At 73.4% G+C, this 22,146-nt stretch carries 22 protein-coding genes; 8 read left to right on the forward strand and 14 right to left on the reverse strand.

The window, feature by feature from the left end:
* Positions 1-535 precede the first annotated feature (535 nt).
* Both ACZ6AQ_RS13365 and ACZ6AQ_RS13370 read left to right on the forward strand, forming a co-directional pair.
* Positions 536-1,690 carry an adenosine deaminase gene (locus tag ACZ6AQ_RS13365; protein WP_468759843.1) on the forward strand — a complete coding sequence of 385 codons (1,155 nt, stop codon included), beginning with the start codon at positions 536-538 and terminating at the stop codon, positions 1,688-1,690.
* A 188-nt stretch (positions 1,691-1,878) separates the two neighbouring features.
* Complete coding sequence (locus tag ACZ6AQ_RS13370; RefSeq protein ID WP_388697578.1) at positions 1,879-2,256, forward strand: hypothetical protein; 378 nt, start codon at positions 1,879-1,881, stop codon at positions 2,254-2,256.
* Between the two features lie 112 nt (positions 2,257-2,368).
* Here the strand turns inward: ACZ6AQ_RS13370 and ACZ6AQ_RS13375 are convergent, their stop codons facing one another.
* The 5 genes from ACZ6AQ_RS13375 to afsQ1 form a co-directional block, all read right to left on the reverse strand.
* Positions 2,369-2,569 carry a PspC domain-containing protein gene (locus tag ACZ6AQ_RS13375; protein WP_388697577.1) on the reverse strand — a complete coding sequence of 67 codons (201 nt, stop codon included), beginning with the start codon at positions 2,567-2,569 and terminating at the stop codon, positions 2,369-2,371.
* An 89-nt stretch (positions 2,570-2,658) separates the two neighbouring features.
* Positions 2,659-3,243, reverse strand: a complete 585-nt coding sequence (locus ACZ6AQ_RS13380) for a VanZ family protein (protein ID WP_468759844.1) — start codon at positions 3,241-3,243, stop codon at positions 2,659-2,661.
* A gap of 61 nt (positions 3,244-3,304) precedes the next feature.
* Positions 3,305-3,958: a hypothetical protein gene (locus ACZ6AQ_RS13385; RefSeq protein WP_468759845.1), complete on the reverse strand. Its 654-nt coding sequence runs from the start codon at positions 3,956-3,958 to the stop codon at positions 3,305-3,307.
* On the reverse strand, positions 3,955-5,481 hold the full coding sequence (locus ACZ6AQ_RS13390; protein WP_468759846.1) for an ATP-binding protein: 1,527 nt from the start codon (positions 5,479-5,481) through the stop codon (positions 3,955-3,957). Before ACZ6AQ_RS13390 ends, ACZ6AQ_RS13385 begins: the two co-directional genes overlap by 4 nt.
* Complete coding sequence (gene afsQ1 / locus ACZ6AQ_RS13395) at positions 5,478-6,155, reverse strand: two-component system response regulator AfsQ1 (RefSeq protein ID WP_017239746.1); 678 nt, start codon at positions 6,153-6,155, stop codon at positions 5,478-5,480. Before afsQ1 ends, ACZ6AQ_RS13390 begins: the two co-directional genes overlap by 4 nt.
* A 171-nt stretch (positions 6,156-6,326) precedes the next feature.
* Here afsQ1 and ACZ6AQ_RS13400 point away from each other — a divergent pair, with 171 nt between their 5' ends.
* Positions 6,327-7,073, forward strand: a complete 747-nt coding sequence (locus tag ACZ6AQ_RS13400; protein WP_468759847.1) for a SigE family RNA polymerase sigma factor — start codon at positions 6,327-6,329, stop codon at positions 7,071-7,073.
* 174 nt (positions 7,074-7,247) lie between these two features.
* Here the strand turns inward: ACZ6AQ_RS13400 and ACZ6AQ_RS13405 are convergent, their stop codons facing one another.
* Positions 7,248-7,880, reverse strand: coding sequence for a uridine kinase family protein (locus ACZ6AQ_RS13405; RefSeq protein WP_468759849.1), 633 nt, complete (start codon positions 7,878-7,880; stop codon positions 7,248-7,250).
* A gap of 117 nt (positions 7,881-7,997) precedes the next feature.
* On the opposite strand from ACZ6AQ_RS13405, the gene ACZ6AQ_RS13410 reads away from it, so the two are divergent.
* Positions 7,998-8,396 (forward strand): hypothetical protein, encoded by a 399-nt coding sequence (locus tag ACZ6AQ_RS13410; protein ID WP_468759851.1) that lies wholly within the window; start codon positions 7,998-8,000, stop codon positions 8,394-8,396.
* A gap of 61 nt (positions 8,397-8,457) precedes the next feature.
* Here ACZ6AQ_RS13410 and ACZ6AQ_RS13415 read toward each other — a convergent pair whose 3' ends face one another.
* Genes ACZ6AQ_RS13415 through deoC form a run of 3 tightly spaced genes read right to left on the reverse strand, consistent with a single transcriptional unit; the run spans position 8,458 to position 11,772 of the window.
* Positions 8,458-9,378 carry an aldehyde dehydrogenase family protein gene (locus tag ACZ6AQ_RS13415; RefSeq protein WP_468759852.1) on the reverse strand — a complete coding sequence of 307 codons (921 nt, stop codon included), beginning with the start codon at positions 9,376-9,378 and terminating at the stop codon, positions 8,458-8,460.
* A complete protein-coding gene (locus ACZ6AQ_RS13420; protein ID WP_468759853.1) occupies positions 9,371-10,807 on the reverse strand; it encodes an aldehyde dehydrogenase family protein in 1,437 nt (478 codons plus the stop codon). The genes ACZ6AQ_RS13415 and ACZ6AQ_RS13420 overlap by 8 nt, the downstream gene beginning before the upstream one ends.
* Before the next feature lie 5 nt (positions 10,808-10,812).
* The gene (gene deoC, locus ACZ6AQ_RS13425) at positions 10,813-11,772 is read right to left on the reverse strand and encodes a deoxyribose-phosphate aldolase (protein WP_388699766.1); all 960 of its coding nucleotides are present in this window, start codon (positions 11,770-11,772) and stop codon (positions 10,813-10,815) included.
* A gap of 207 nt (positions 11,773-11,979) precedes the next feature.
* Here deoC and ACZ6AQ_RS13430 point away from each other — a divergent pair, with 207 nt between their 5' ends.
* Positions 11,980-12,651, forward strand: a complete 672-nt coding sequence (locus tag ACZ6AQ_RS13430; RefSeq protein ID WP_468759854.1) for a PH domain-containing protein — start codon at positions 11,980-11,982, stop codon at positions 12,649-12,651.
* Between the two features lie 77 nt (positions 12,652-12,728).
* Here ACZ6AQ_RS13430 and ACZ6AQ_RS13435 read toward each other — a convergent pair whose 3' ends face one another.
* The 3 genes from ACZ6AQ_RS13435 to ACZ6AQ_RS13445 form a co-directional block, all read right to left on the reverse strand.
* A complete protein-coding gene (locus ACZ6AQ_RS13435; RefSeq protein ID WP_468759855.1) occupies positions 12,729-14,390 on the reverse strand; it encodes a phospho-sugar mutase in 1,662 nt (553 codons plus the stop codon).
* A gap of 94 nt (positions 14,391-14,484) precedes the next feature.
* On the reverse strand, positions 14,485-15,288 hold the full coding sequence (locus ACZ6AQ_RS13440; RefSeq protein WP_467386095.1) for a purine-nucleoside phosphorylase: 804 nt from the start codon (positions 15,286-15,288) through the stop codon (positions 14,485-14,487).
* Positions 15,289-15,564: 276 nt separating this feature from the next.
* Positions 15,565-16,002 carry a gamma-glutamylcyclotransferase family protein gene (locus ACZ6AQ_RS13445; RefSeq protein WP_388699749.1) on the reverse strand — a complete coding sequence of 146 codons (438 nt, stop codon included), beginning with the start codon at positions 16,000-16,002 and terminating at the stop codon, positions 15,565-15,567.
* A 197-nt stretch (positions 16,003-16,199) separates the two neighbouring features.
* On the opposite strand from ACZ6AQ_RS13445, the gene ACZ6AQ_RS13450 reads away from it, so the two are divergent.
* Both ACZ6AQ_RS13450 and ACZ6AQ_RS13455 read left to right on the forward strand, forming a co-directional pair.
* On the forward strand, positions 16,200-17,639 hold the full coding sequence (locus tag ACZ6AQ_RS13450) for an NAD(P)H-quinone dehydrogenase (protein ID WP_468759856.1): 1,440 nt from the start codon (positions 16,200-16,202) through the stop codon (positions 17,637-17,639).
* A 223-nt stretch (positions 17,640-17,862) separates the two neighbouring features.
* Positions 17,863-18,786: a DeoR/GlpR family DNA-binding transcription regulator gene (locus tag ACZ6AQ_RS13455; protein WP_468760229.1), complete on the forward strand. Its 924-nt coding sequence runs from the start codon at positions 17,863-17,865 to the stop codon at positions 18,784-18,786.
* 83 nt (positions 18,787-18,869) lie between these two features.
* On the opposite strand, the gene ACZ6AQ_RS13460 is transcribed toward ACZ6AQ_RS13455, so the two are convergent.
* Together ACZ6AQ_RS13460 and ACZ6AQ_RS13465 are read right to left on the reverse strand one after the other, a co-directional pair.
* Positions 18,870-19,415 carry a TetR/AcrR family transcriptional regulator gene (locus tag ACZ6AQ_RS13460; protein ID WP_468759858.1) on the reverse strand — a complete coding sequence of 182 codons (546 nt, stop codon included), beginning with the start codon at positions 19,413-19,415 and terminating at the stop codon, positions 18,870-18,872.
* A gap of 74 nt (positions 19,416-19,489) precedes the next feature.
* Positions 19,490-21,244 carry an acetyl/propionyl/methylcrotonyl-CoA carboxylase subunit alpha gene (locus ACZ6AQ_RS13465; protein ID WP_468759859.1) on the reverse strand — a complete coding sequence of 585 codons (1,755 nt, stop codon included), beginning with the start codon at positions 21,242-21,244 and terminating at the stop codon, positions 19,490-19,492.
* Between the two features lie 370 nt (positions 21,245-21,614).
* On the opposite strand from ACZ6AQ_RS13465, the gene ACZ6AQ_RS13470 reads away from it, so the two are divergent.
* Complete coding sequence (locus ACZ6AQ_RS13470) at positions 21,615-22,106, forward strand: hypothetical protein (protein ID WP_468759861.1); 492 nt, start codon at positions 21,615-21,617, stop codon at positions 22,104-22,106.
* Positions 22,107-22,146 lie beyond the last annotated feature (40 nt).

The raw sequence follows: 22,146 nt of genomic DNA on the forward strand, positions 1-22,146 counted from the left end.
CGCGATCTCGGTGCCGTCGGCCGAGACGACACGGCCCTCGACTCCGGCCGACTGCTCTCGCGCTGGTGCCATGTTTCTCTCTCCGGTTCACGTAGGGGCCGTACCGCTGTGGTGTGCGCTACTGCCCGTAGGACCCCCGCAGCGCAGAAAACTCATCGGTGCGCCGGGCGTTCGGTGCCGAGGCCCTCCCCCCTCGGAGAGGGCCGACCCCCTCACGCTCACGCAGGATCGGGGGCACGGGGCGGCAGCGGCAACTGGGACGATCCGGTTGTGACTGGTGCGATGACGGCGTCGCAGCCGTCCTGGACAGCCCCGTTCACGGACCGAGCCCGCGTTCCCGTCCGTCAGAGGTCATTCACGGAACGGCATTCAGGGCGTGCCGCGGCGGCGGCGTCGGCACGGGGTCGGCGCGGGGTCGGCGCGGGCCGGGACCGCGGGTCGGGGGCCGGCGCGGGCCGGGGCCCGCTGAGGGGAAACCGTCGCGGGCCCGGCGCCGCGAGGCGCTCTCTACGCGCGTAGGGGCTAGAGTGCCGCAATGACGAGCCAGAACCCCAACGTCCCCACCGCGGACCAGATCCGCCGTGCCCCGAAGGTGCTGCTCCACGACCACCTCGACGGCGGACTGCGCCCCGGCACGATCATCGAACTCGCCCGGGAGCAGGGCTACGAGCAGCTTCCGGAGACGGAACCGGACAAGCTCGGCGCCTGGTTCCGGGAAGCCGCCGACTCCGGCTCCCTGGAGCGGTACCTGGAGACCTTCGCGCACACCTGCGCCGTCATGCAGACCCGGGAGGCCCTCTTCCGCGTCGCCGCCGAGTGCGCCGTCGACCTCGCCGAGGACGGCGTGGTCTACGCGGAGGTGCGGTACGCCCCCGAGCAGCACCTGGAGGGCGGCCTCACCCTCGAAGAGGTCGTGGAGGCCGTCAACGACGGGTTCCGCGAGGGCGAGCGGCGGGCCAGGGCCGACGGGCACCGCATCCGGGTCGGCGCCCTGCTCACCGCCATGCGGCACGCCGCCCGCTCCCTGGAGATCGCCGAACTCGCCAACGCGCACCGGGACTCCGGCGTCGTCGGCTTCGACATCGCGGGCGCCGAGGCCGGCTACCCGCCCACCCGCCACCTCGACGCCTTCGAGTACCTCAAGCGGGAGAACAACCACTTCACGATCCACGCCGGGGAGGCGTTCGGGCTCCCCTCCATCTGGCAGGCGCTCCAGTGGTGCGGGGCCGACCGCCTGGGCCACGGCGTCCGGATCATCGACGACATCGAGGTCGCCGACGACGGCTCGGTGCGCCTCGGCCGCCTCGCCGCCTACGTCCGCGACAAGCGCGTCCCCCTGGAGATGTGCCCCTCCTCCAACCTCCAGACCGGTGCCGCCGCCTCGATCGCGGAGCACCCCATCGGCCTGCTCCGCACCCTGCACTTCCGCGCCACGGTCAACACCGACAACCGCCTCATGAGCGGGACCAGCATGAGCCGCGAATTCGAGCTGCTGACCGAGGCGTTCGATTACACGCTCGACGACATGCAATGGTTTTCCGTCAACGCGATGAAGTCGGCGTTCATTCCTTTCGATGAAAGACTCGCCATGATCAACGAGGTCATCAAGCCCGGCTATGCCGAGCTGAAGTCCGAATGGCTGTTCCAGGGGTCCACTCCGACCAGCGGTTCTTCCCGTACGGGAGGCTGAACGGGGCTCCGTGGAGGGGGCGGGAGCGGCCGGGTCGGCACGGCACCCGGCCGCTTTCCGGTGTTTGCGGGGGTGTCGCGCGGTGGTTAGGTTGCTAAGCCGCTCTGCATTCCCGATTCCCCGGATTTCCCCTCCCGGCTTTTCCGGCCCGCCCGGAAGCCCCCGGATTCCCCAAGGAAGTTTTACAGATGAAGCAGTCCGCCAAGAAGCTCGGTGTCGTCGCCCTCGGTGCCGCTTTCGCCGCTGCCGCCGCCGGCACGGCCTCCGCCGCCCCGGTCGCGCCCGCCGTTCCCGACGCGCTCGGCCTGGTCACCCAGTCCGTTCCGCTGGGAGACGGCCTCACCGAGCTCCCCGACGGTGCCGCCGAGTCCCTCGGTGCCGGGCAGGGCGCCCTCGGCCAGGGCCTGGACCAGGGTGTGAAGACCCTCCCGGCCGCCGCCGGCCAGGCCACCGGGAACCTCCCGCTCGACACCGCCGCCGGCGGCCTCGGCGCCACCCCCCTCGGGGGGCTCCTCGGCGGCCTCCCGCTCGCCGGTCTCCCGCTGAACGGCCTGCCCCTCGGCTGACCCGGCCCGTAGGGGTACCCGTACGAGCCCGTACGGGACCCCTGCGGCACGGAAGAGGGGCGCGCACCCGGGTTCCGCCCCGGGTGCGCGCCCCTTCGCGCGTGCGCGCCGCCTACCAGGCGGTGCTCGGCGTCTTCTCCCCCGGCAGCAGCACCCACAGCGCCAGGTACAGCAGGAACTGCGGGCCCGGCAGCAGGCACGAGACCAGGAAGATCACGCGCATCGTCGTCGCGGAGGTGCCGAAGCGCCGTGCCAGCGCCGCGCACACACCGCCGATCACGCGTCCGTCACGGGGGCGGATCAGTGCGGCCATGGTGGGCTCCTTCGAAGTCGGTCCGGAAACCGCTCCTGCGGCTCCCGACCCCTCCATACTGCCGCCGGAAAAGGGGACGAAGCGTCCGTCTACCGGGCGATCGGGACCCTGGTAATCGTCGGGGTCGCACCCTGAGAACCCTCGTCCCGGAGCAGGGCGGACCCCCGGCCCCGCACGGTCCCTCCGGAGGAGCCCCTACGGCCCGCCTCCTCCGCCCTGCGGCGCAGCCGGGACCGTCCGGCCGGGACCAGCAGGAGGTGCGCCAGCGCCACCCCGGCCGTGTTCAGGAGCACCGAGTCCACGTCCACGACCTGGCCCGGCACCGCCGTCTGCAACAGCTCCACCGCGAGCGACACCAGCGCCCCGGCGGCGGTCGTCCGCGCCAGCGAGGCCCAGCCGGAGACGCGGAGCCGTCCGTCGGCCATCGGGAGCAGCACCCCGAGCGGGGCGAGGAGCACCAGGCCCTCCCCGATCAGCCGGGCCGCCTCGGCGCCGCCGAGCGCGAGATCGGCCCGCAGGCCGTCCAGCGGGACCGTGTTCGGCGGGGTCACCCAGGCCACGTCGCGCGGCCGCAGGGCGACCCAGGCGACGAGCAGCAGATGCGCGAGGAGGAGGACGGACCCCACCACGCGGACGACCACGGCGGCACTGCCGCCCGAACCTTGACGCTGCACGCACCCCAAGACGTGTCCGCGAGCGGAATCGGTTCCGCCGGACGGCGCCCCGGCTCCCGGCTCAGCCCGTCCCGGGCGCCGTCCCCGCGGCCGAGGTGGGCTCCGTGGCCGCCGGGGCCGGGACCGGAGCCGTCGGCGGGGCGGACTCGGGGCGCTCGCGCAGCCCCGTCGTGCAGCGGTAGCGCTTCGGGGCGTACGGGCCCGGACCGCCGAGCAGGACCGTGTGGCCGCCCGCGCCCGCCGAGCTCTCCCCGAAGGAGCAGACGAGCTGCGACAGCGCGGTCGGCGCCAGGTCCTCCGGCTGCCGGCTCAGCCGCAGCGTGCCCGCCGGGTCGCCCAGCCGTCCGCCGCCCACCGTCAGCGGGCCGCGCACCGCGGTCGTGAAGCCGGCCCGCCGCTCGCCCTCCGAGGGCTCCGCGAGCGACTGCGCCAGCAGCTCGCGGGCCGTCCGCACCGGATCGGCGTCCGTCTTCTCCTCGGGCAGCGACGACCGGCGCTCCACCGCCTCCAGTTGCGAGCCGCACACCAGGAACACCCGGACCGGCACGCCCCGCGCCGGGACGTCCGCGGCCGGACTGCACGGCACCCGGGACGGGGCCGGGCCCGCCTCCACCGGGACCGACGTCGTCCTGATCCCGCAGCCGGCGACGAGCACGGCGAGCACGGCCGCCAGGGCACCCGCACCGGCCGTACGCCCCAAGGCACGGCGCCTCACGCTTCCTCCTCGCCCTGACCACTGCGGGTCCGTACCTCGCGGGTGATCCCCGAGGCGTCCAGCGGCAGCCGCAGCTCGAACACCGCGCCGTCGACCGTCCCGTCCTCCCCGGCCGAGTTCGAGGCCGTGATCGAGCCGCCGTGGATCAGCGCGTTCTCCATGGCGATCGACAGGCCGAGCCCGCTGCCGTCGGACCGGGGCCGGGACGCGCTCGCCTTGTAGAAGCGGTCGAAGACGTGCGGCAGCACCTCCTCGGGGATGCCGGGACCGTGATCGCGCACCGCGATGACCAGCTCCTCGTCCTCCGTGCGCACCGAGACCCGCACCGGCGAACCGCCGTGCTTCAGCGCGTTCCCGATCAGGTTCGCCAGGATCACGTCGAGCCGGCGCGGATCGAGCGGCACCACGATCCCGCGCTCCGCGTCCAGGTCCACCGCGTCCAGCCACGCCCGCGCGTCGATGCACGCGGTGATCTGGTCCGCGATGTCCACGTCGTCCAGGACGAGCCGGGCGGTGCCCGCGTCGAAGCGGGTCACCTCCATCAGGTTCTCCACCAGGTCGTTGAGGCGCCGGGTCTCGCTGACGACCAGCGCCACCGCCGGGGCGATCATCGGGTCCAGGGAGTCCTGCTCGTCCTCCAGGACCTCCGTGACGGCCGTCAGCGCGGTCAGCGGGGTGCGCAGCTCGTGCGACATGTCGGCCACGAAGCGCCGGCTGGACTCCTCCCGCGCGCTCATGTCCGCGACCTTCTTCTGGAGGGACTCGGCCGCGCTGTTGAACGTACGGGACAGGTCGGCCAGTTCGTCCGTCCCGGAGACCTGCAGCCGGGTGTCCAGCTTGCCCTCCCCGAGCTGCCGGGCCGCCACGCCGAGCCGGTGCACCGGCCGCAGCACGGTCGTCGCCGCGACCTGCGCGAGCAGCACCGAACCGGCCACCGCGAGCGCGGTGGCGATCCCGAGCGACCAGGCCAGCGAGTTCAGGTCGGCCTTCTCCGCCGCCAGCGACTTGAACACGTAGCCGGTGGGCCCGCCGCCGTCGATCCGCGCCCCGCCGACGAGGTACGGCGTCCCGTTCCGCTCCGTGCGCTGCCAGAACAGGTGGTACGGGTACCGGTTGGCGTCCGTCACCGGCCGCCGGGTGTCCACGGCCTCCCGCAGCGGACGCGGCACGTCGGCCAGGGTGAAGTCGTCCGGGTCCGAGGCGCCCACGATCGGCTTGCCCTCGTCCCGCTCGCCGAGCAGCAGCACCTGGTAGCCGGCGCTGCCGCCCGCCATCTGCTCCGCGGCCCGCCGCAGTTCGTCCGGCGAGGGCCGCAGGGGCATCGCCGCCACCCGGTTCTGCATCTCCTGCCGGAAGTCGTTGAGCGCCCCGTCCTGGGTGCGGGTGAGCACCGCCTCGCGGTTGAGCCAGTACGCGATCCCGGAGGCGGCGACGGCCGCGGTGAGCGCGACGAGGGCGAAGACGACGACGAGCCGCAGCCGCAGGCTGGAGAGGCGCAGCCGCGCGAGCACCCCCCTGCTCACGCAGGGACGTCCAGCCGGTAGCCGACACCGCGCACGGTACGGATCAGGGTCGGCGAGGACGGCACGTCCTCCACCTTGGCGCGCAGCCGCTGCACACAGGCGTCGACGAGCCGCGAGTCGCCCAGGTAGTCGTGCTCCCACACGAGCCGCAGCAACTGCTGCCGGGAGAGCGCCTGTCCGGGCCGGCGGCTCAGCTCCAGGAGCAGCCGCAGCTCGGTCGGGGTGAGCTGGAGGTCCTCGCCGTTCTTGGTGACCGTCATCGCGGACCGGTCGATGACGAGCGAGCCGTACGTCGCGGAGTCCGTCGACTCCCGCTCGCCGCGCCGCAGCACGGCCCGGATGCGGGCGTCCAGGACCCGGCCCTGCACGGGCTTCACCACGTAGTCGTCGGCCCCCGACTCCAGGCCCACGACCACGTCGATGTCGTCGCTGCGCGCGGTCAGCAGGATGATCGGCAGCTGGTCGGTCCTGCGGATGCGCCGGCACACCTCGAATCCGTCGATGCCGGGCAGCATGACGTCGAGCACGACCAGGTCCGGCCGCTGCTCGCGCAGCAGCTGGAGGCCGTCCTCGCCCGTGGCGGCGGTGGCCACCCGGTGTCCCTGCCGGGACAGGGACAGTTCGAGGGCCGTGCGGATGGCGTCGTCGTCCTCGATCAGCAACAGAAAAGGCACGGGCAGCATTCTGTCTCATTCGGCCGTCCGAGTTCGACCGGCCGGAGGCGCGCCCCCGCCGCGGGGGCCTGTGACACGGCTGTGACAGTCGGCGGACAGCGCCATGAAGTCCCGGCGGCAAGCTTCTTGGCACACGGACCGAAACACACTCCAGCCGACGGGGGGCGCGAGATGAACGCACTGCACAGCACCACCTCCAGCGCAGTTGTCACGCGTCTCCACGACGTCGTACGGAGTACGGAGAAGTCCGGCGCGAACACCGGGGGCACCTCCCCGCTCGGGGGAGGACGGGGGTGCGTCCGCGGCGTCGGACGTCAGCGCAAGGCGCCGTACATGGTGGCCGTCGCTGACGGGGGAGCGGTGTACGGGGAGGCCACAGGGGAGCGCTCCGGGTGCGCGGAGGCCGAGTTCACGGCCTACGTCCAGGAGCGCCGGGCCTCCCTGTACGCCACCGCCTACCACCTCACCGGTGACCGTTTCGAGGCCGAGGACCTGCTCCAGAGCGCGCTGTTCTCCACGTACCGCGCCTGGGACCGGATCAGCGACAAGGCCGCGGTCGGCGGGTACCTCCGCCGCACCATGACCAATCTGCACATCAGCGCCTGGCGCCGGCGCAAGCTCAGCGAGTACCCCACCGAGGAGCTGCCGGAGACGGCCGGCGAGACGGACGCGATGCGGGGCACGGAGCTGCGCGCGGTCCTGTGGCAGGCGCTGGTCCGGCTGCCGGAGCTCCAGCGCACGATGCTGGTGCTGCGGTACTACGAGGGCCGGACCGATCCGGAGATCGCGGAGATCCTGGACATCAGTGTCGGCACGGTGAAGTCGAGCATCTGGCGCTCGCTGCGGCGACTGCGCGAGGACGAGGTGCTGAGCTTCGGCCGTGACGAGGAGGAGTCCTTCGGCGAGCTGGTGGCCTGAAGGCGGGGGGAAACGGGGGAAGGACCCGCGGGGGCCCACGGGGGAAACGGGGCTCACGGGGGAGCACGGGGGGACCGTACGGGGGTACGGGGAAAGGAAGCGGGTCGTACGGGCCGGGGGGCCCGCACGACCCGCTTCCGTCGTGTCCGGGGGTCGTGTCCGGGGTCCGGCCCGCTACGGGCGGGCGGCCGGGGCGCGGTGGCGGCCCGCCGCCGCGGCGGCCAGCCGGCCCAGGGCCTCCGGTTTGGCGCAGGGGTGGGCGCCCAGCTCCGTCTGGCGGGCCACGATCGCCCGCTCGGCCCGCATCAGGCGCCAGCCGCGGCGCAGCAGGAACGGCACCGACTTGCGGCCCTCCCTGAGGTCCCGGGCGAGACGGCGGCGGAACGTCGTCGAGGGGCGGCCGCGCAGGCAGATGGCGTCGGCCAGGACGCCGAGGTCGCGGCAGCGGGCCACGATCTCGGCCGCGAAGATCCCCTCCGCCACGAACAGCGGCGTCCGCCCGATGTCCAGGCCCTCCCGGCCCGTCCGGGAGCTGGTGGCGATGTCGTACACGGGGACGTCGGTCCGCCCCGTGCGGCACAGTTCGACGACGGAGGCGACGGCGGCGTCCGCGTCCCAGGACTGCGGCGAGTCCCAGTCGATGTCCGTACTGCCGTCGACGAGCGGGAGCGACGGGTCGTCGTGCTCCTTGTAGAAGTCGTCGAGGCGCAGGACCGGGAGGCCGGTGGCGGCGGCGAGGGACGACTTGCCGGAGCCGGAGGGGCCCGCGAGCAGGACGACCCGTATCGGGATCGGTTGGGAACTCACGGAACACCAGTGTGAGGCATTCCCCCGTGCAGGGGACCCCGGGGAGGAGCGTTGGTATCGGGCATCACACCTCCACTACTGTCGGTAGCCGCCCGAACACCCCGTGGAAGGAACGTCATGGCGCGTCACGCAGCACCCCGCACCTCCCGTCGCAGCGCTCTGCTCAAGGCCGGACTCACCGTCACGGCGGCGGGTGCCGCGCTGGCCGGCGCGGGGGTCGGGGCCCAGGCCGCCGCCCCCCTGCCGCTGCCCGTCGACTCGCTGACCAGGACGGACGCGGGCGCGGCCGGGGCGGGCGCGCTCTCCGGCGTCGGCCACGGCGTCGGCCCGCTGACCCGGCTCCAGCTCGACCCGCTGGCCAACACGGGCGTCGACCCGCTCGACAACGGAGTCGGCACCCAGGTCGCCGACTTCAAGCCGGTCGGCACGAACCTGGTCACCGACCACCTCACGAGGGGCGGGGCCGTGGCGGACCTGCCGGTGGTCGGCGGCCTGACGCAGGGACTGCTCCCGTAGCGGGGGCGCGGACGCGCGAAGGGCCCCCGGGAACCGTCCCGGGGGCCCTTCGCCGCGCGGTCTAGTACGAGGAGCCGGAGGCGCCCAGGCTGCCCGTCGGGTGCCAGACCGTCTTCGTCTCCAGGAAGGCGGTCATGCGGTCCGTGCCCGGGGACTCCGTGAAGTCCTCGGTGCGGCGGCGCAGGACGCGCTTCAGGTTGTCCGCCGCCGCGATCTCCAGCTCGCGGGCCAGGCCGTCGTCGGCCGCGCCCGTCAGGTCGATGGCGTTGACGTCCTGGTGGGCCGCCAGGTGCGGGCCCATCTCGGACGCCCTGCCGGAGAGGATGTTGACCACGCCGCCGGGCAGGTCGGAGGTGGCCAGGACCTCGCCCAGCGAGAGCGCCGGGAGCGGGGCCCTCTCGCTGGCGACGACGACGGCCGTGTTGCCCGTCGCGATCACCGGGGCGATCACCGAGACCAGGCCCAGGAAGGACGAGTCCTGCGGGGCGAGGACCGTGACGACGCCGGTCGGCTCGGGGGTGGAGAGGTTGAAGTACGGACCCGCGACCGGGTTGGCGCCGCCCGTGACCTGGGCGATCTTGTCGGTCCAGCCCGCGTACCAGACCCAGCGGTCGATCGCGGCCTCGACGACCTCGGCCGCCTTGTTCTTGGACAGGCCCTCCGCGTGCGCGACCTCGTGCACGAACTGGCCCTTGCGGCCCTCCAGCATCTCGGCGACGCGGTAGAGGATCTGGCCCCGGTTGTACGCGGTCGCGCCCGCCCAGCCGCCGAACGCCTTGCGGGCGGCGACGACCGCGTCACGGGCGTCCTTGCGGGAGGAGAGGGGCGCGTTCGCCAGCCACTTGCCCTTCGAGTCCGTCACCTCGTACACCCGGCCGCTCTCGGAACGCGGGAACTTGCCCCCGACGTACAGCTTGTAGGTCTTGAAGACGCTCAGACGCCCCGCGGCGGAGCCGCCGATCGAACCCTTGCCGTCAGACATCGAGGTAGGCCTCCAGACCGTGACGGCCGCCCTCGCGGCCGAAGCCCGACTCCTTGTAGCCGCCGAAGGGCGAGGTCGGGTCGAACTTGTTGAACGTGTTGGCCCAGACGACACCGGCGCGGAGCTTGTTCGCCACCGCGAGGATGCGGGAGCCCTTCTCCGTCCAGATGCCCGCCGACAGGCCGTACTGGCTGTTGTTGGCCTTCGCCACGGCCTCGTCGGGCGTGCGGAAGGTCAGCACCGACAGGACCGGGCCGAAGATCTCGTCGCGGGCGACGGTGTGCGCCTGGGTGACGTTCGTGAAGAGCGTCGGGGCGAACCAGTAGCCGGCGGACGGGAGGTCGCAGGCGGCGGTCCAGCGCTCGGCGCCCTCCGCCTCGCCCTGCTCGACCAGGGTGGTGATGCGGGCCAGCTGCTCGGCGGAGTTGATGGCGCCGATGTCGGTGTTCTTGTCCAGCGGGTCGCCGAGGCGGAGCGTGGACAGACGGCGCTTGAGCGCGTCGAGCACCTCGTCGTGGACCGACTCCTGGACCAGGAGGCGCGAGCCCGCGCAGCAGACCTGGCCCTGGTTGAAGAAGATGCCGTTGACGATGCCCTCGACGGCCTGGTCGACCGGGGCGTCGTCGAAGACGATGTTGGCGCCCTTGCCGCCCAGCTCCAGGGTCAGCTTCTTGTCCGTGCCCGCGACCGAGCGCGCGATGGCCTTGCCGACGGCGGTCGAACCGGTGAAGGCGACCTTGTTCACGTCCGGGTGCTCGACGAGCGCGGCGCCGGCGTCCCCGTACCCGGGGAGGATGTTGACGACGCCCCTGGGCAGTCCGGCCTGGCGGCAGACGTCCGCGAAGAACAGGGCGGAGAGCGGGGTCGTCTCGGCCGGCTTCAGGACGACCGTGTTGCCGGTCGCGAGCGCCGGGGCGATCTTCCACGCCAGCATGAGCAGCGGGAAGTTCCACGGGATGACCTGGCCGGCGACGCCCAGCGGGCGGGGGTTCGCGCCGTAGCCGGCGTGGTCGAGCTTGTCGGCCCAGCCCGCGTAGTAGAAGAAGTGCGCGGCGACCAGGGGGAGGTCCGCGTCGCGGGTCTCCCTGATCGGCTTGCCGTTGTCCAGGGTCTCCAGGACGGCCAGCTCGCGGCTGCGCTCCTGGATGATCCGGGCGATCCGGAAGAGGTACTTGGCGCGCTCGGAACCGGGCAGCTCCGACCACTTCCCGAAGGCCTTCCGGGCGGCCCTCACCGCGCGGTCCACGTCCTCGGTGCCCGCGCGGGCGACCTCGGACAGGACCTCCTCGGTGGAGGGGGAGACGGTCTTGAAGACCTTGCCGTCGGCCGCGTCGGTGAACTCGCCGTCGATGAACAGGCCGTAGGAGGGGGCGATGTCGACGACGGACCGGGACTCGGGCGCCGGCGCGTACTCGAATGCAGATGCCATGTTGATCAGTCCACCGTCACGTAATCGGGGCCGGAGTAGCGGCCGGTCGCCAGCTTCTGGCGCTGCATCAGCAGGTCGTTGAGCAGGCTGGAGGCGCCGAAGCGGAACCAGTGGTTGTCCAGCCAGTCCTCGCCCACGGTCTCGTTGACCAGCACCAGGAACTTGACGGCTTCCTTGGTGTTGCGGATGCCGCCGGCCGGCTTCACGCCCACCTGCACGCCGGTCTGCGCGCGGAAGTCGCGCACGGCCTCCAGCATGAGGAGCGTGTTCGCCGGGGTGGCGTTGACCGCGACCTTGCCGGTCGAGGTCTTGATGAAGTCCGCGCCGGCCATCATGCCGAGCCAGGAGGCGCGGCGGATGTTGTCGTACGTGGACAGCTCGCCGGTCTCGAAGATCACCTTGAGGCGGGCGCGGTCGCCGCACTCCGCCCTGATCGCGGCGATCTGCTCGAAGACCTCCAGGTAGCGGCCGGCGAGGAAGGCGCCGCGGTCGATGACCATGTCGATCTCGTCGGCCCCGGCGGCGATGGCGTCGGCCGTGTCGGCGAGCTTCACGGGGAGCGCGGCGCGGCCGGCCGGGAAGGCGGTGGCGACCGAGGCGACCTTGACGCCGGAGCCCGCGAGGGCGGCCTTGGCGGTGGCCACCATGTCGGGGTAGACGCAGACGGCGGCGGTCGTCGGGGCCGTGCGGTCGGTCGGGTCGGGGTGGACGGCCTTGGCGGCGAGCGCCCGGACCTTGCCCGGGGTGTCCGCGCCTTCGAGCGTCGTCAGGTCGATCATGGAGATGGCCAGGTCGATGGCGTACGCCTTGGCCGTGGTCTTGATCGAGCGGGTGCCGAGGGACGCGGCGCGCGCCTCCAGGCCGACGGCGTCGACGCCGGGCAGCCCGTGGAGGAAGCGGCGCAGCGCACTGTCGGACGCGGTCACGTCGGCGAATGCGAGAGCTGCGGGTGCAGTGGTGGGCATGGTCACCAGTCGAGCATATCTACGCGCGTAGCGGCCTGTACAGGGGACCCGGGCCACAGAGCCCGAGGTCACATGGGGACGGGGCCGGCGCACGCCGCCGCCCGGGGCCGCCCTCCCGGCCGCCGGGGCGCACGGCGGCGCCCGCCGACCGCGCGGCCGCGCGGGCCGCCCGCGTCCCGGCAGGTCCCCTGAGGCACAATCGGCGGCATGACGACCCCCGAGCCGACCCCCGAGCCCCGCCCCGAGCCGAGCCCCGGGTCGACCCCCGCGCAGCCGTCCCCCGACCGGGTCTTCCGGTCGCCCCTCGGAATCGCGAGCGGGGTGTTCCTGCTGGTGCTCGCGGTCGTGTTCGCCGGGGACGCCGTGCTGCGCGGCGAGGGCCGGGCCCCCTGGCTCGCGCTCGCGGGACTCGTCCTGGCCGCGCCGCTGATCGTCGCCTTCACGATCCGGCCCGCCGTGTACGCGAACGACCGGAGGCTCCGGGTCCGCAACCCGTTCCGGTCGATCACGCTGCCCTGGGCCTCCGTCGCCGACGTCCGCGCCGGCTACTCCAGCGAGGTCTTCACCCAGGAGGGCGCGAAGTACCAGCTCTGGGCCGTCCCCGTCTCGCTGCGCCAGCGGAAGAGGGCGTCCCGGCAGGCCGTCCGCGCCGCCCAGGACGACCCGCACGGCCGTACCTCCGTCACCGCCGACGTCCGGCGGAGCGCCTCCCGCACCGCGCCCACCGACCAGACCGTCGCCGATCTGCGCGAACTCGCCGAGCGCCACGCCGGGAGCCCGGACGCGCAGGGCGAGCCGCGGGTGCGCTGGGCGTACGAGATCGTCGTCCCCGCCGTCGTGGGGCTGCTGCTCCTCGTGGTCCTGGTGGCCACGGGCTGAGCCGCGCCCCGGCACGGGAGAGGGCCGGTACGGAGGACCACCGCCTCCGCACCGGCCCTCCGGCGTCCGTACCGTCCCTACAGGCCCGCGGCCGCCGCCAGGTCCCGCTTGAGCGCGCCGAGCAGGTCCGCAGCCGTGGCGCGGGCCGCCGGCAGGCCGTCCGCGCCGGCGACCGGCACCACGACCTCCAGGTAGCACTTGAGCTTGGGCTCGGTGCCGCTGGGACGCACGATCACCCGGGCCCGGTGGTCGCCCTCCAGGTGGTAGCGCAGCCCGTCCGTGGGCGGCAGCGTCTCCGTGCCCTTCGTCAGGTCCTCCGCCGAGACCACCGTCAGGCCGGCGAGGGAGACCGGCGGGCGCTCGCGCAGCGCGGCCATCGCGTTCGCGATGATCCCCAGGTCCTCGACCCGCACCGACAGCTGGTCCGTGGCGTGCAGCCCGTGCTCCACGGCCAGGTCGTCCAGGAGGTCGGTCAGGGTCCGGCCCTCCTCCTTGAGGACCGAGGCCAGCTCGGTGACGAGCAGCGCGGCCGTGACGCCGTCCTTGTCGCGGACGCCCTCCGGGTCGACGCAGTAGCCCAGCGCCTCCTCGTAGCCGTACCGCAGGCCCTCGACGCGGGCGATCCACTTGAAGCCGGTCAGCGTCTCCTCGTACCCGAGGCCCGCCGCCTCCGCGATCCGCCCGAGCAGCGAGGACGAGACGATCGACTCGGCGAAGACGCCCGTGACGCCCCGGCGCACCAGGTGCGCGGCGAGCAGCGCGCCCACCTCGTCGCCCCGGAGCATCCGCCAGCCGCCCACGGCGGACGCGTCCGGCACGGCCACCGCGCAGCGGTCGGCGTCCGGGTCGTTGGCGATCACCAGGTCCGGGGCCACGGCGCGGGCCGCCTCGAAGGCGAGGTCCATCGCGCCCGGCTCCTCCGGGTTGGGGAAGGCGACCGTCGGGAAGTCCGGGTCCGGGTCGGCCTGCTCGGCGACGAGCGCGGGCGGCGGGAAGCCGGCGCGCGCGAAGGCGGCCGTCAGGACGTCCCTGCCGACGCCGTGCATGGCCGTGTAGACGGTCCGCGCGGTGCGGGGCGAGCCGGGGGTCAGGACGGCGTCCGTGCGCTCCAGGTAGGCGTCCAGCACCTCGTCGCCCAGGACCTCCCAGCCGTCCTCCGGACGCGGCACGTCGCGCAGCGAGCGGACGGCGGCGATCTCGGCGGCGATCTCCGCGTCGGCGGGCGGCACGATCTGCGAGCCGTCGCCCAGGTAGACCTTGTAGCCGTTGTCGCGCGGCGGGTTGTGACTGGCGGTCACCTCGACGCCGGCGACGGCGCCCAGGTGCCTTATGGCGTACGCGAGGACGGGCGTGGGCAGCGGGCGGGGGAGCAGCGCGGCGCGCAGCCCGGCGCCGGTCATCACGGCGGCGGTGTCGCGGGCGAAGTCGGCGGACTTGTGGCGGGCGTCGTAGCCGATGACGACGAGCCCGCCCTCCCGGCCCTCCGCCTTCAGGTACGCGGCGAGGCCGGCGGCGGCGCGGATGACCACCGAGCGGTTCATCCGCAGGGGCCCGGCGCCCAGCTCGCCCCGGAGTCCGGCCGTGCCGAACTGGAGCGTGCCGGCGAACCGGGCGGCGAGCTCGTCCGCCGTACCGGCCTCGGCGGCCTCGATGAGCCGCGCGAGCTCCTCGCGGGTCTCCTGGTCGGGGTCCTCGTCGAGCCATGCCTGGGCCCGGGTGAGGAGGTCGTCCTGCGTCACGGTGTGCCTTTCGGGGGAGCGGGCGGGTGCGGGCGGGGGTGGGCGTGCCGCCGCGCGGAGCCCTTCCCCGCTCCGCGCGGCGGTACGCCGTCCGTCAGATCCGGTCGAGGACCCGGGTCAGCAGTTCACCCATCCGCGCGGCCGAGTCCCGCCCCGCCTGGAGGACCTCCTCGTGGTTCAGCGGCTCGCCCGAGAGCCCGGCCGCCAGGTTGGTGACGAGCGAGATGCCCAGCACCTCGGCGCCGGCCTCGCGGGCCGCGATGGCCTCCAGGACGGTGGACATGCCGACGAGGTCGCCGCCCAGGACGCGGACCATGTTGATCTCGGCCGGGGTCTCGTAGTGCGGGCCGGGGAACTGCACGTAGACGCCCTCTTCGAGGGTCTCGTCGATCTCCTTGCACAGCGCGCGCAGACGCGGCGAGTACAGGTCGGTGAGGTCCACGAAGTTCGCGCCGACGATCGGGGAGGCGGCCGTCAGGTTGATGTGGTCGCTGATCAGGACCGGCTGGCCGGGGCGCATGCCGTCGCGCAGGCCGCCGCAGCCGTTGGTGAGGACGACGGTCCCGCAGCCGGCGGCGACGGCGGTGCGGACGCCGTGGGCGACGGAGGCGACGCCCCGGCCCTCGTAGAAGTGGGTGCGGCCGAGGAAGACGAGGGCGCGCTTCTCGCCGATCCGGTACGAGCGGATCGTGCCGCCGTGGCCCTCGACGACCGGCGGCGGGAAGCCGGGCAGCTCGGTCACCGGGAACTCGGCCTCGGGGGAGCCGAGGGCGTCGACGGCGGGCGCCCAGCCCGAACCCATGACCAGGGCGACGTCGTGCTTCTCGACTCCGGTCAGCTCGCGGAGACGTGCGGCGGCGGCCTCGGCGGCCTCGTACGGGGTGGCAGTTGCGTTCACTGGGTCTCTCGCCTCGGGGAGGGGTCCGGAGGCGGGCCCCGGACGGATTTGATACGCGCAGCAGCGTAACCGGAGAATCCCTACGCGCGTAGATGACGGCGCTGACGGACATGCGATCGTTGTCTTGTCGTTTCCGACGAAAGCGGGCCCCCGCGGGAACGGACCCCGTGGAGAGCCGGCCCCCGGCGGGGGCCGGGCCGCCGGAACGGACCGGACCGGACCGCCGGACCGGACCGGACCGACGGGGCCGGCCGGGCCCCGGGAACGGCCCGCCGCTCAGCACGGGCGTTTGCGCAACTCCATCACGTAGTCGTGCGGCGCGCCCGCCGACTCGGCCGCGTCCGCGACCTCGCCCAGGTAGCGGGCGGACGGCAGCCCGCCCTCGTACCCGTCGAGCACGTACGTCCAGGCGGACTCCTCGCCGTCCAGGGTGTGCACCCGCACCCGCGCGCGCCGGTACACCCCGAGTCCCACGCCCTCCCAGCGGTCCATGGAGTCCTCGTCCATCGGGGCGATGTCGTAGAGCGCCACGAAGACCTGGGAGCCGGGGTCCTCCACGATGGTGGCCAGCGCGCCCTCCCACCCCATCTGCTCACCGCCGAAGGTGAGCCGCCAGCCGTTCAGCCAGCCGGTGCCGCGCAGCGGGGAGTGCGGTGCGCGGCGGCTCATCAGCCGTGCGTCGAGGTTGCCGGCGAAAGCGGCGTAGAGCGACATGGGACCGAGGGTACGGGAGGGGCGGGAAGCCCGCCGGTCGCCTGGCCGCCCCGCCCCTCCGGAGGCCCCGGCGCGAGGCCGCGCCGGACGTGCGGGACAATGGGGTACGCACCCGAGGCGTGCGGGACAATGGCGTACGCACTGCATCCCAGCGGGGGGACCCCCCGGCAGAACGAGAGCGCGAGGCGTAGATCCCAGTGACCCGGATCGTGATCATCGGCGGCGGACCCGGCGGATACGAGGCGGCCCTGGTGGGCGCCCAACTCGGCGCGGAGGTGACCGTCGTCGACGCCGACGGCCTCGGCGGCGCGTCCGTCCTGACCGACTGCGTCCCCTCCAAGACCCTGATCGCCACGGCCGAGGTGATGACCACCTTCGACTCCTCGTACGAGGAGCTGGGCATCATCGTCGCGGACGACACCCCGCACATCGACCAGGCCGCCCGGGTCGTGGGCGTCGACCTCGGCAAGGTCAACCGGCGGGTGAAGCGCCTCGCGCTCGCCCAGTCGCACGACATCACCGCCTCCGTCACCCGGGCCGGGGCCCGCGTGCTGCGCGGCCGGGGCCGGCTCTCCGGCCGGCAGGCCGTGGACGGCTCCCGCCAGGTGGTGGTCACCGCCGCCGACGGCACCGAGGAGACGCTGACCGCCGACGCCGTGCTGATCGCGACCGGCGGCCACCCGCGCGAGCTGCCCGACGCCAGGCCGGACGGCGAGCGCATCCTGAACTGGACCCAGGTCTACGACCTCAAGGAGCTCCCCGAGGAGCTGATCGTGGTCGGTTCCGGCGTCACCGGCGCCGAGTTCGCCGGCGCCTACCAGGCGCTGGGCTCCAGGGTCACCCTGGTCTCCTCCCGCGACCGGGTGCTCCCGGGCGAGGACCCGGACGCGGCGGCCGTCCTGGAGGACGTCTTCCGCCGCCGGGGCATGAACGTCATGGCCCGCTCCCGCGCCGAGTCCGCCAAACGGGTGGGCGACCGGGTCGAGGTGGCCCTCGCGGACGGCCGGGTCATCACCGGCACCCACTGCCTGATGGCGGTCGGCGCGATCCCGAACTCGGCCGGCATGGGCCTGGAGGAGGCGGGCGTCCGCCTGAAGGACTCCGGCCACATCTGGACCGACCGGGTCTCCCGCACCTCCGCGCCCGGCGTCTACGCGGCCGGCGACGTCACGGGCGTCTTCGCGCTCGCCTCGGTCGCCGCCATGCAGGGCCGGATCGCGATGTACCACTTCCTCGGCGACGCGGTGACCCCGCTCAACCTGAAGACGGTCTCCTCCAACGTCTTCACCGACCCCGAGATCGCCACCGTCGGCTACACCCAGGCCGACGTGGACGCGGGCAGGATCGACGCCAAGGTCGTCAAGCTCCCGCTGCTGCGCAACCCGCGCGCCAAGATGCAGGGCATCCGGGACGGCTTCGTCAAGATCTTCTGCCGTCCGGGCACCGGCATCGTCGTCGGCGGATGCATCGTCGCCCCGAGGGCGAGCGAGCTGATCCACCCGATCTCGCTCGCGGTCGACAACAACCTGACGGTCGAGCAGATCGCGAACGCCTTCACCGTGTACCCCTCCCTGTCGGGTTCGATCGCGGAAGTGGCACGGCAGTTGCAGACCCGGAAGTCGGCGGGCGACGCGTAACGTCCGGTCCGGCTCGGCTCCCGCCTGCGGAAACGGTTCACCGATCCGGACAACCCCCGGCAAGCCGGGACACGGAACGACGACGGGCGGGGTCCCCATACCACTGGGAGGCCCCGCCCGTGCGCATCTTCTGCAATTCGGCGCATACTGCTGAAAACCCGCGCGCGGCCAGGTTACTGTCAGTTTCGTGTTCGCTGCAGAACGTCGTCAGTTGATCCTCGAAATGGTGCGAGCCAACGGGGCCGTGTCGCTCCGTGAGCTCGCCCGCGTCGTCCAGACCTCCGAGGTGACCGTACGGAGAGACGTACGGGCCCTCGAGGCAGAAGGACTCCTCGACCGCCGGCACGGCGGTGCGGTGTTGCCGGGTGGATTCACGCGAGAATCCGGCTTCCCGCAGAAATCCCATCTCGCCACCGCGGAGAAGACGGCCATCGCCGACCTCGCGGCGAGCCTCGTCGAAGAGGGCGAGGCCATCGTCGTCGGCGCCGGGACGACCACGCAGGAACTGGCCCGCCGGCTCGCCCGCGTGCCCGGACTGACCGTGGTCACCAACTCCCTGCTCGTCGCCCAGGCCCTCGCCCACGCCAACCGGGTGGAGGTCGTCATGACCGGCGGCACCCTGCGCGGCTCCAACTACGCCCTGGTGGGCAGCGGGGCCGAGCAGTCCCTCCAGGGGCTGAGGGTCTCCCGCGCCTTCCTCTCCGGCAGCGGTCTGACCGCCGAGCGGGGCCTGTCCACCTCCAACATGCTCTCCGCGAGCGTGGACCGGGCCCTGGTGCAGGCGGCGGCGGAGGTCGTGGTCCTCGCGGACCACACCAAGCTGGGCTCCGACACCATGTTCCAGACGGTGCCCACGGACGTGATCACCCGGCTGGTCACCGACGAGCCGCCCGCCCACGACGACCGGGCCGCCACCGAGCTCCAGGCCCTCGCCGACCAGGGCGTCCAGATCGCCGTCGCGGGCGCGGGCGCCGGTTCCGCGGGCGGTGACCACCAGGTCCCCCCGGGCGCCCGGCCCCGCCGTGACCTGCCGCTCCCGGTCCAGCGCGGCCGGATGGCGCCGGGGCAGTTCCGGGGGCCGGGCGGGCCGATGGCGGCGGAGACGCTGGAGCGCACGGCCCGGGTCGCTGATCTGCGCCGCCGCTGAGGGGGCGTCGCCGGGGAGCCACCGCCGGGGTCGTCGTCCGGGGACCCTCCCCCAGGGGTCCCGCGCGCACCGGCCCGGCCCGCTCAGCCCTCGATCCCCCGCAGCGTCAGCGCGAGCAGGCGGTCCGCCAGCTCCGGGTCCTCGGGGCACTGTTCCACTGCCAGCGCGATCGCGTTGGTCAGCTGCATCAGATCGCCCATCGACACGTCCGCGCGCACCTGGCCCGCCTCCCGGGCCCGTGCGAGCAGCCGTTCGCCCGCCGCGCGCAGCGGGTCGCTGCACCGGGAGAGGGCCGAACTCCGGTCGTACGAGGCGGACATCAGGGCGTGCGCGAGTCCCCGGTACTCGCCGGCGTGGGCGATCAGGGCCCGCAGCCACTCCACGAGCGCCCGGCAGGGCGCGTCGGAGCCGGACAACTCCTCGGAGAGCGCGAGGAGTTCGCCCAGGGCCTCCTGGAAGACCGCGTTCAGCAGCTCGGCCCGGGTGGGGAAGTGGCGGTAGAGGGTGCCGATGCCCACGCCCGCGCGGCGCGCGATCTCCTCCAGGGGAGCGCCGGAACCCTGCGCGGCGAAGGCGGTACGGGCTTCGGTGAGCAGCCGCTCGTGGTTGCGGCGCGCGTCGGCACGCATGAGAAGAGGGCCCCCTCGGCGAAGGGCCCGCGAACGGCTGTCCGCGGGCCCTTCGTACCGTACCGGGTGCGGCGTCAGTCCTTGATGTCGCAGATGGTGGCACCGGAGGTGACGGAGGCGCCGACCACGGCGTTCAGGCTCTTGACGGTGCCGGAACGGTGGGCGTTGAGGGGCTGCTCCATCTTCATGGCCTCCAGGACGACGATCAGGTCGCCCTCCTTGACCTCCTGACCCTCCTCGACCGCGACCTTCACGATCGTGCCCTGCATCGGGGAGGCGAGGGTGTCGCCCGAGGCGGCCGGTCCGGACTTCTTGGCCGCGCGGCGCTTCGGCCGGGCGCCCGCCGCCAGACCCGTACGGGCCAGGGACATGCCCAGCGAGGACGGCAGGGAGACCTCCAGGCGCTTGCCGCCGACCTCGACGACGATCGTCTCGCGGCCCGACTCGTCCTCCTCGGCCTCGCCGCCGGCCGGGGCGAAGGGCGGGATCTCGTTGACGAACTCGGTCTCGATCCACCGCGTGTGCACCCGGAACGGGTCGGCGGTGAAGTCGGGGTCGACCACGACGGCCCGGTGGAACGGAAGGGCCGTGGCCATGCCCTCGACCCGGAACTCCGCCAGGGCGCGCGCGGCGCGCTGGAGGGCCTGCTCGCGGGTCGCGCCGGTGACGACCAGCTTCGCCAGGAGCGAGTCCCAGGCCGGGCCGATGACCGAGCCGGACTCCACGCCCGCGTCCAGGCGGACACCCGGGCCGGACGGCGGCTGGAAGAGGGTGACGGTGCCGGGGGCCGGGAGGAAGTTGCGGCCCGGGTCCTCGCCGTTGATGCGGAACTCGAAGGAGTGACCGCGTACGGCCGGATCGCCGTACCCCAGCTCCTCGCCGTCCGCGATCCGGAACATCTCGCGCACCAGGTCGAGGCCGGTGACCTCCTCGGTCACCGGGTGCTCGACCTGGAGGCGGGTGTTGACCTCCAGGAAGGAGATCGTGCCGTCCACGCCGACGAGGAACTCGACCGTGCCGGCACCGACGTAGCCGGCCTCCTTCAGGATGGCCTTCGACGCGGAGTACAGCTGCGCGTTCTGCTCGTCCGTCAGGAACGGCGCGGGGGCCTCCTCCACCAGCTTCTGGTGGCGGCGCTGGAGCGAGCAGTCACGGGTGGAGACCACGACCACGTTGCCGTGCTGGTCGGCCAGGCACTGCGTCTCCACGTGGCGCGGCTTGTCCAGGTAGCGCTCCACGAAGCACTCGCCCCGGCCGAAGGCCGCGACGGCCTCGCGGACGGCGGAGTCGTACAGCTCCGGCACCTCTTCGAGGGTGCGGGCGACCTTCAGGCCGCGCCCGCCGCCGCCGAAGGCGGCCTTGATCGCGATCGGCAGGCCGTGCTCCTTCGCGAAGGCCACGACCTCGTCCGCGCCCGACACCGGGTCGGGCGTGCCGGCGACCAGCGGGGCACCGGCGCGCTGGGCGATGTGACGGGCCGCCACCTTGTCGCCCAGGTCCCGGATCGCCTGCGGCGGCGGACCGATCCAGATCAGGCCCGCGTCCAGGACCGCCTGCGCGAACTCGGCGTTCTCCGAGAGGAAGCCGTAGCCCGGGTGGACCGCGTCCGCGCCGGAGTCCTTCGCCGCCTGGAGGACCTTGGCGATGTCCAGGTAACTGGTGGCCGGAGTGTCACCGCCCAGGGCGAACGCCTCGTCGGCGGCCCGGACGTGCAGGGCGTCCCGGTCCGGCTCGGCGTACACGGCCACGCTGCCGATGCCGGCGTCCCGGCACGCCCGGGCCACACGGACAGCGATTTCGCCACGGTTGGCGATGAGCACCTTGCGCACGATGGCTCCCTCCTTGAAACAAGCTGAGTTTAGGGACTGCCGACACGGTCTTTCGACCCGTCCCCAGTGGTGAGCTTTCCCACACGGAGGGTGACCCCGGGCCTGCTCGGATCGTGATTTCCCTTGTCGCACCACGGTACGCAGGGTTCCTTTGCGGCACAGTAGATCCTCGGTGTGGCGCAGGTCTCTGTTCATGCGACCAGTCGCCGTTCGGGTTTCTTTGTCGGGTCCCTACGAACGCTCCGCCCATTCTTTGCCCGGTCCCCGGGCGTCGCCCGCCGTGCGCACTCCCTTGTCCAGGGGTTTACCGGCCAGTAGCCTGCCCGCTGTCGAACGTACTGCCGGTAACAGGAGAATCCAGGGGGGCGGAATGGTCCGCAGGGCGACGGCTCTCGTGACGGCGGTGGTGCTCCTCCTCGAAGCGCCCGGCATCGTCGCGGTCAACGCCGTGATGGCGCACTTCCTGGAGGCCCAGTCGATGTCCCTCGACGGCATGGACCCCGAAGCCATGGTGGCCGGCACCTGGGGACTCGGCATCGCCTCCGGCGCGGCCCTCGTCCTCTGCGCCCTCGTCGCCCTCGTCGCGGGCGTCCGCGACCGCCGCCCGGGACGGCTCGGCCGGGCCCTCCTGGTGGGCTGCGCGGTCGTGCACGGGATCCTCGGCGCGGTCGCCGTCGGCCTCCTCGGCTGGGGCGCCTTCGCCTTCCTGATGGCCGTGTTCGGCCTGGTCGTCCTCACCCTGGTGGCGTACGGGAAGGACGCCGGGCGGAAGGCCGGGAAGGGCGCCGGGGAGCCGGCCGGGGAACCCTCGGAGGACCCCGCCGGGAAGCCCCTCGCGGGAGAGGCCCCGGCACCCGCCTAGAGGGTCCGCCCGGAGCCCGGAGCCCGGAGCCCGGAGCCCG

Source organism: Streptomyces sp. NPDC041191, assembly GCF_055591945.1.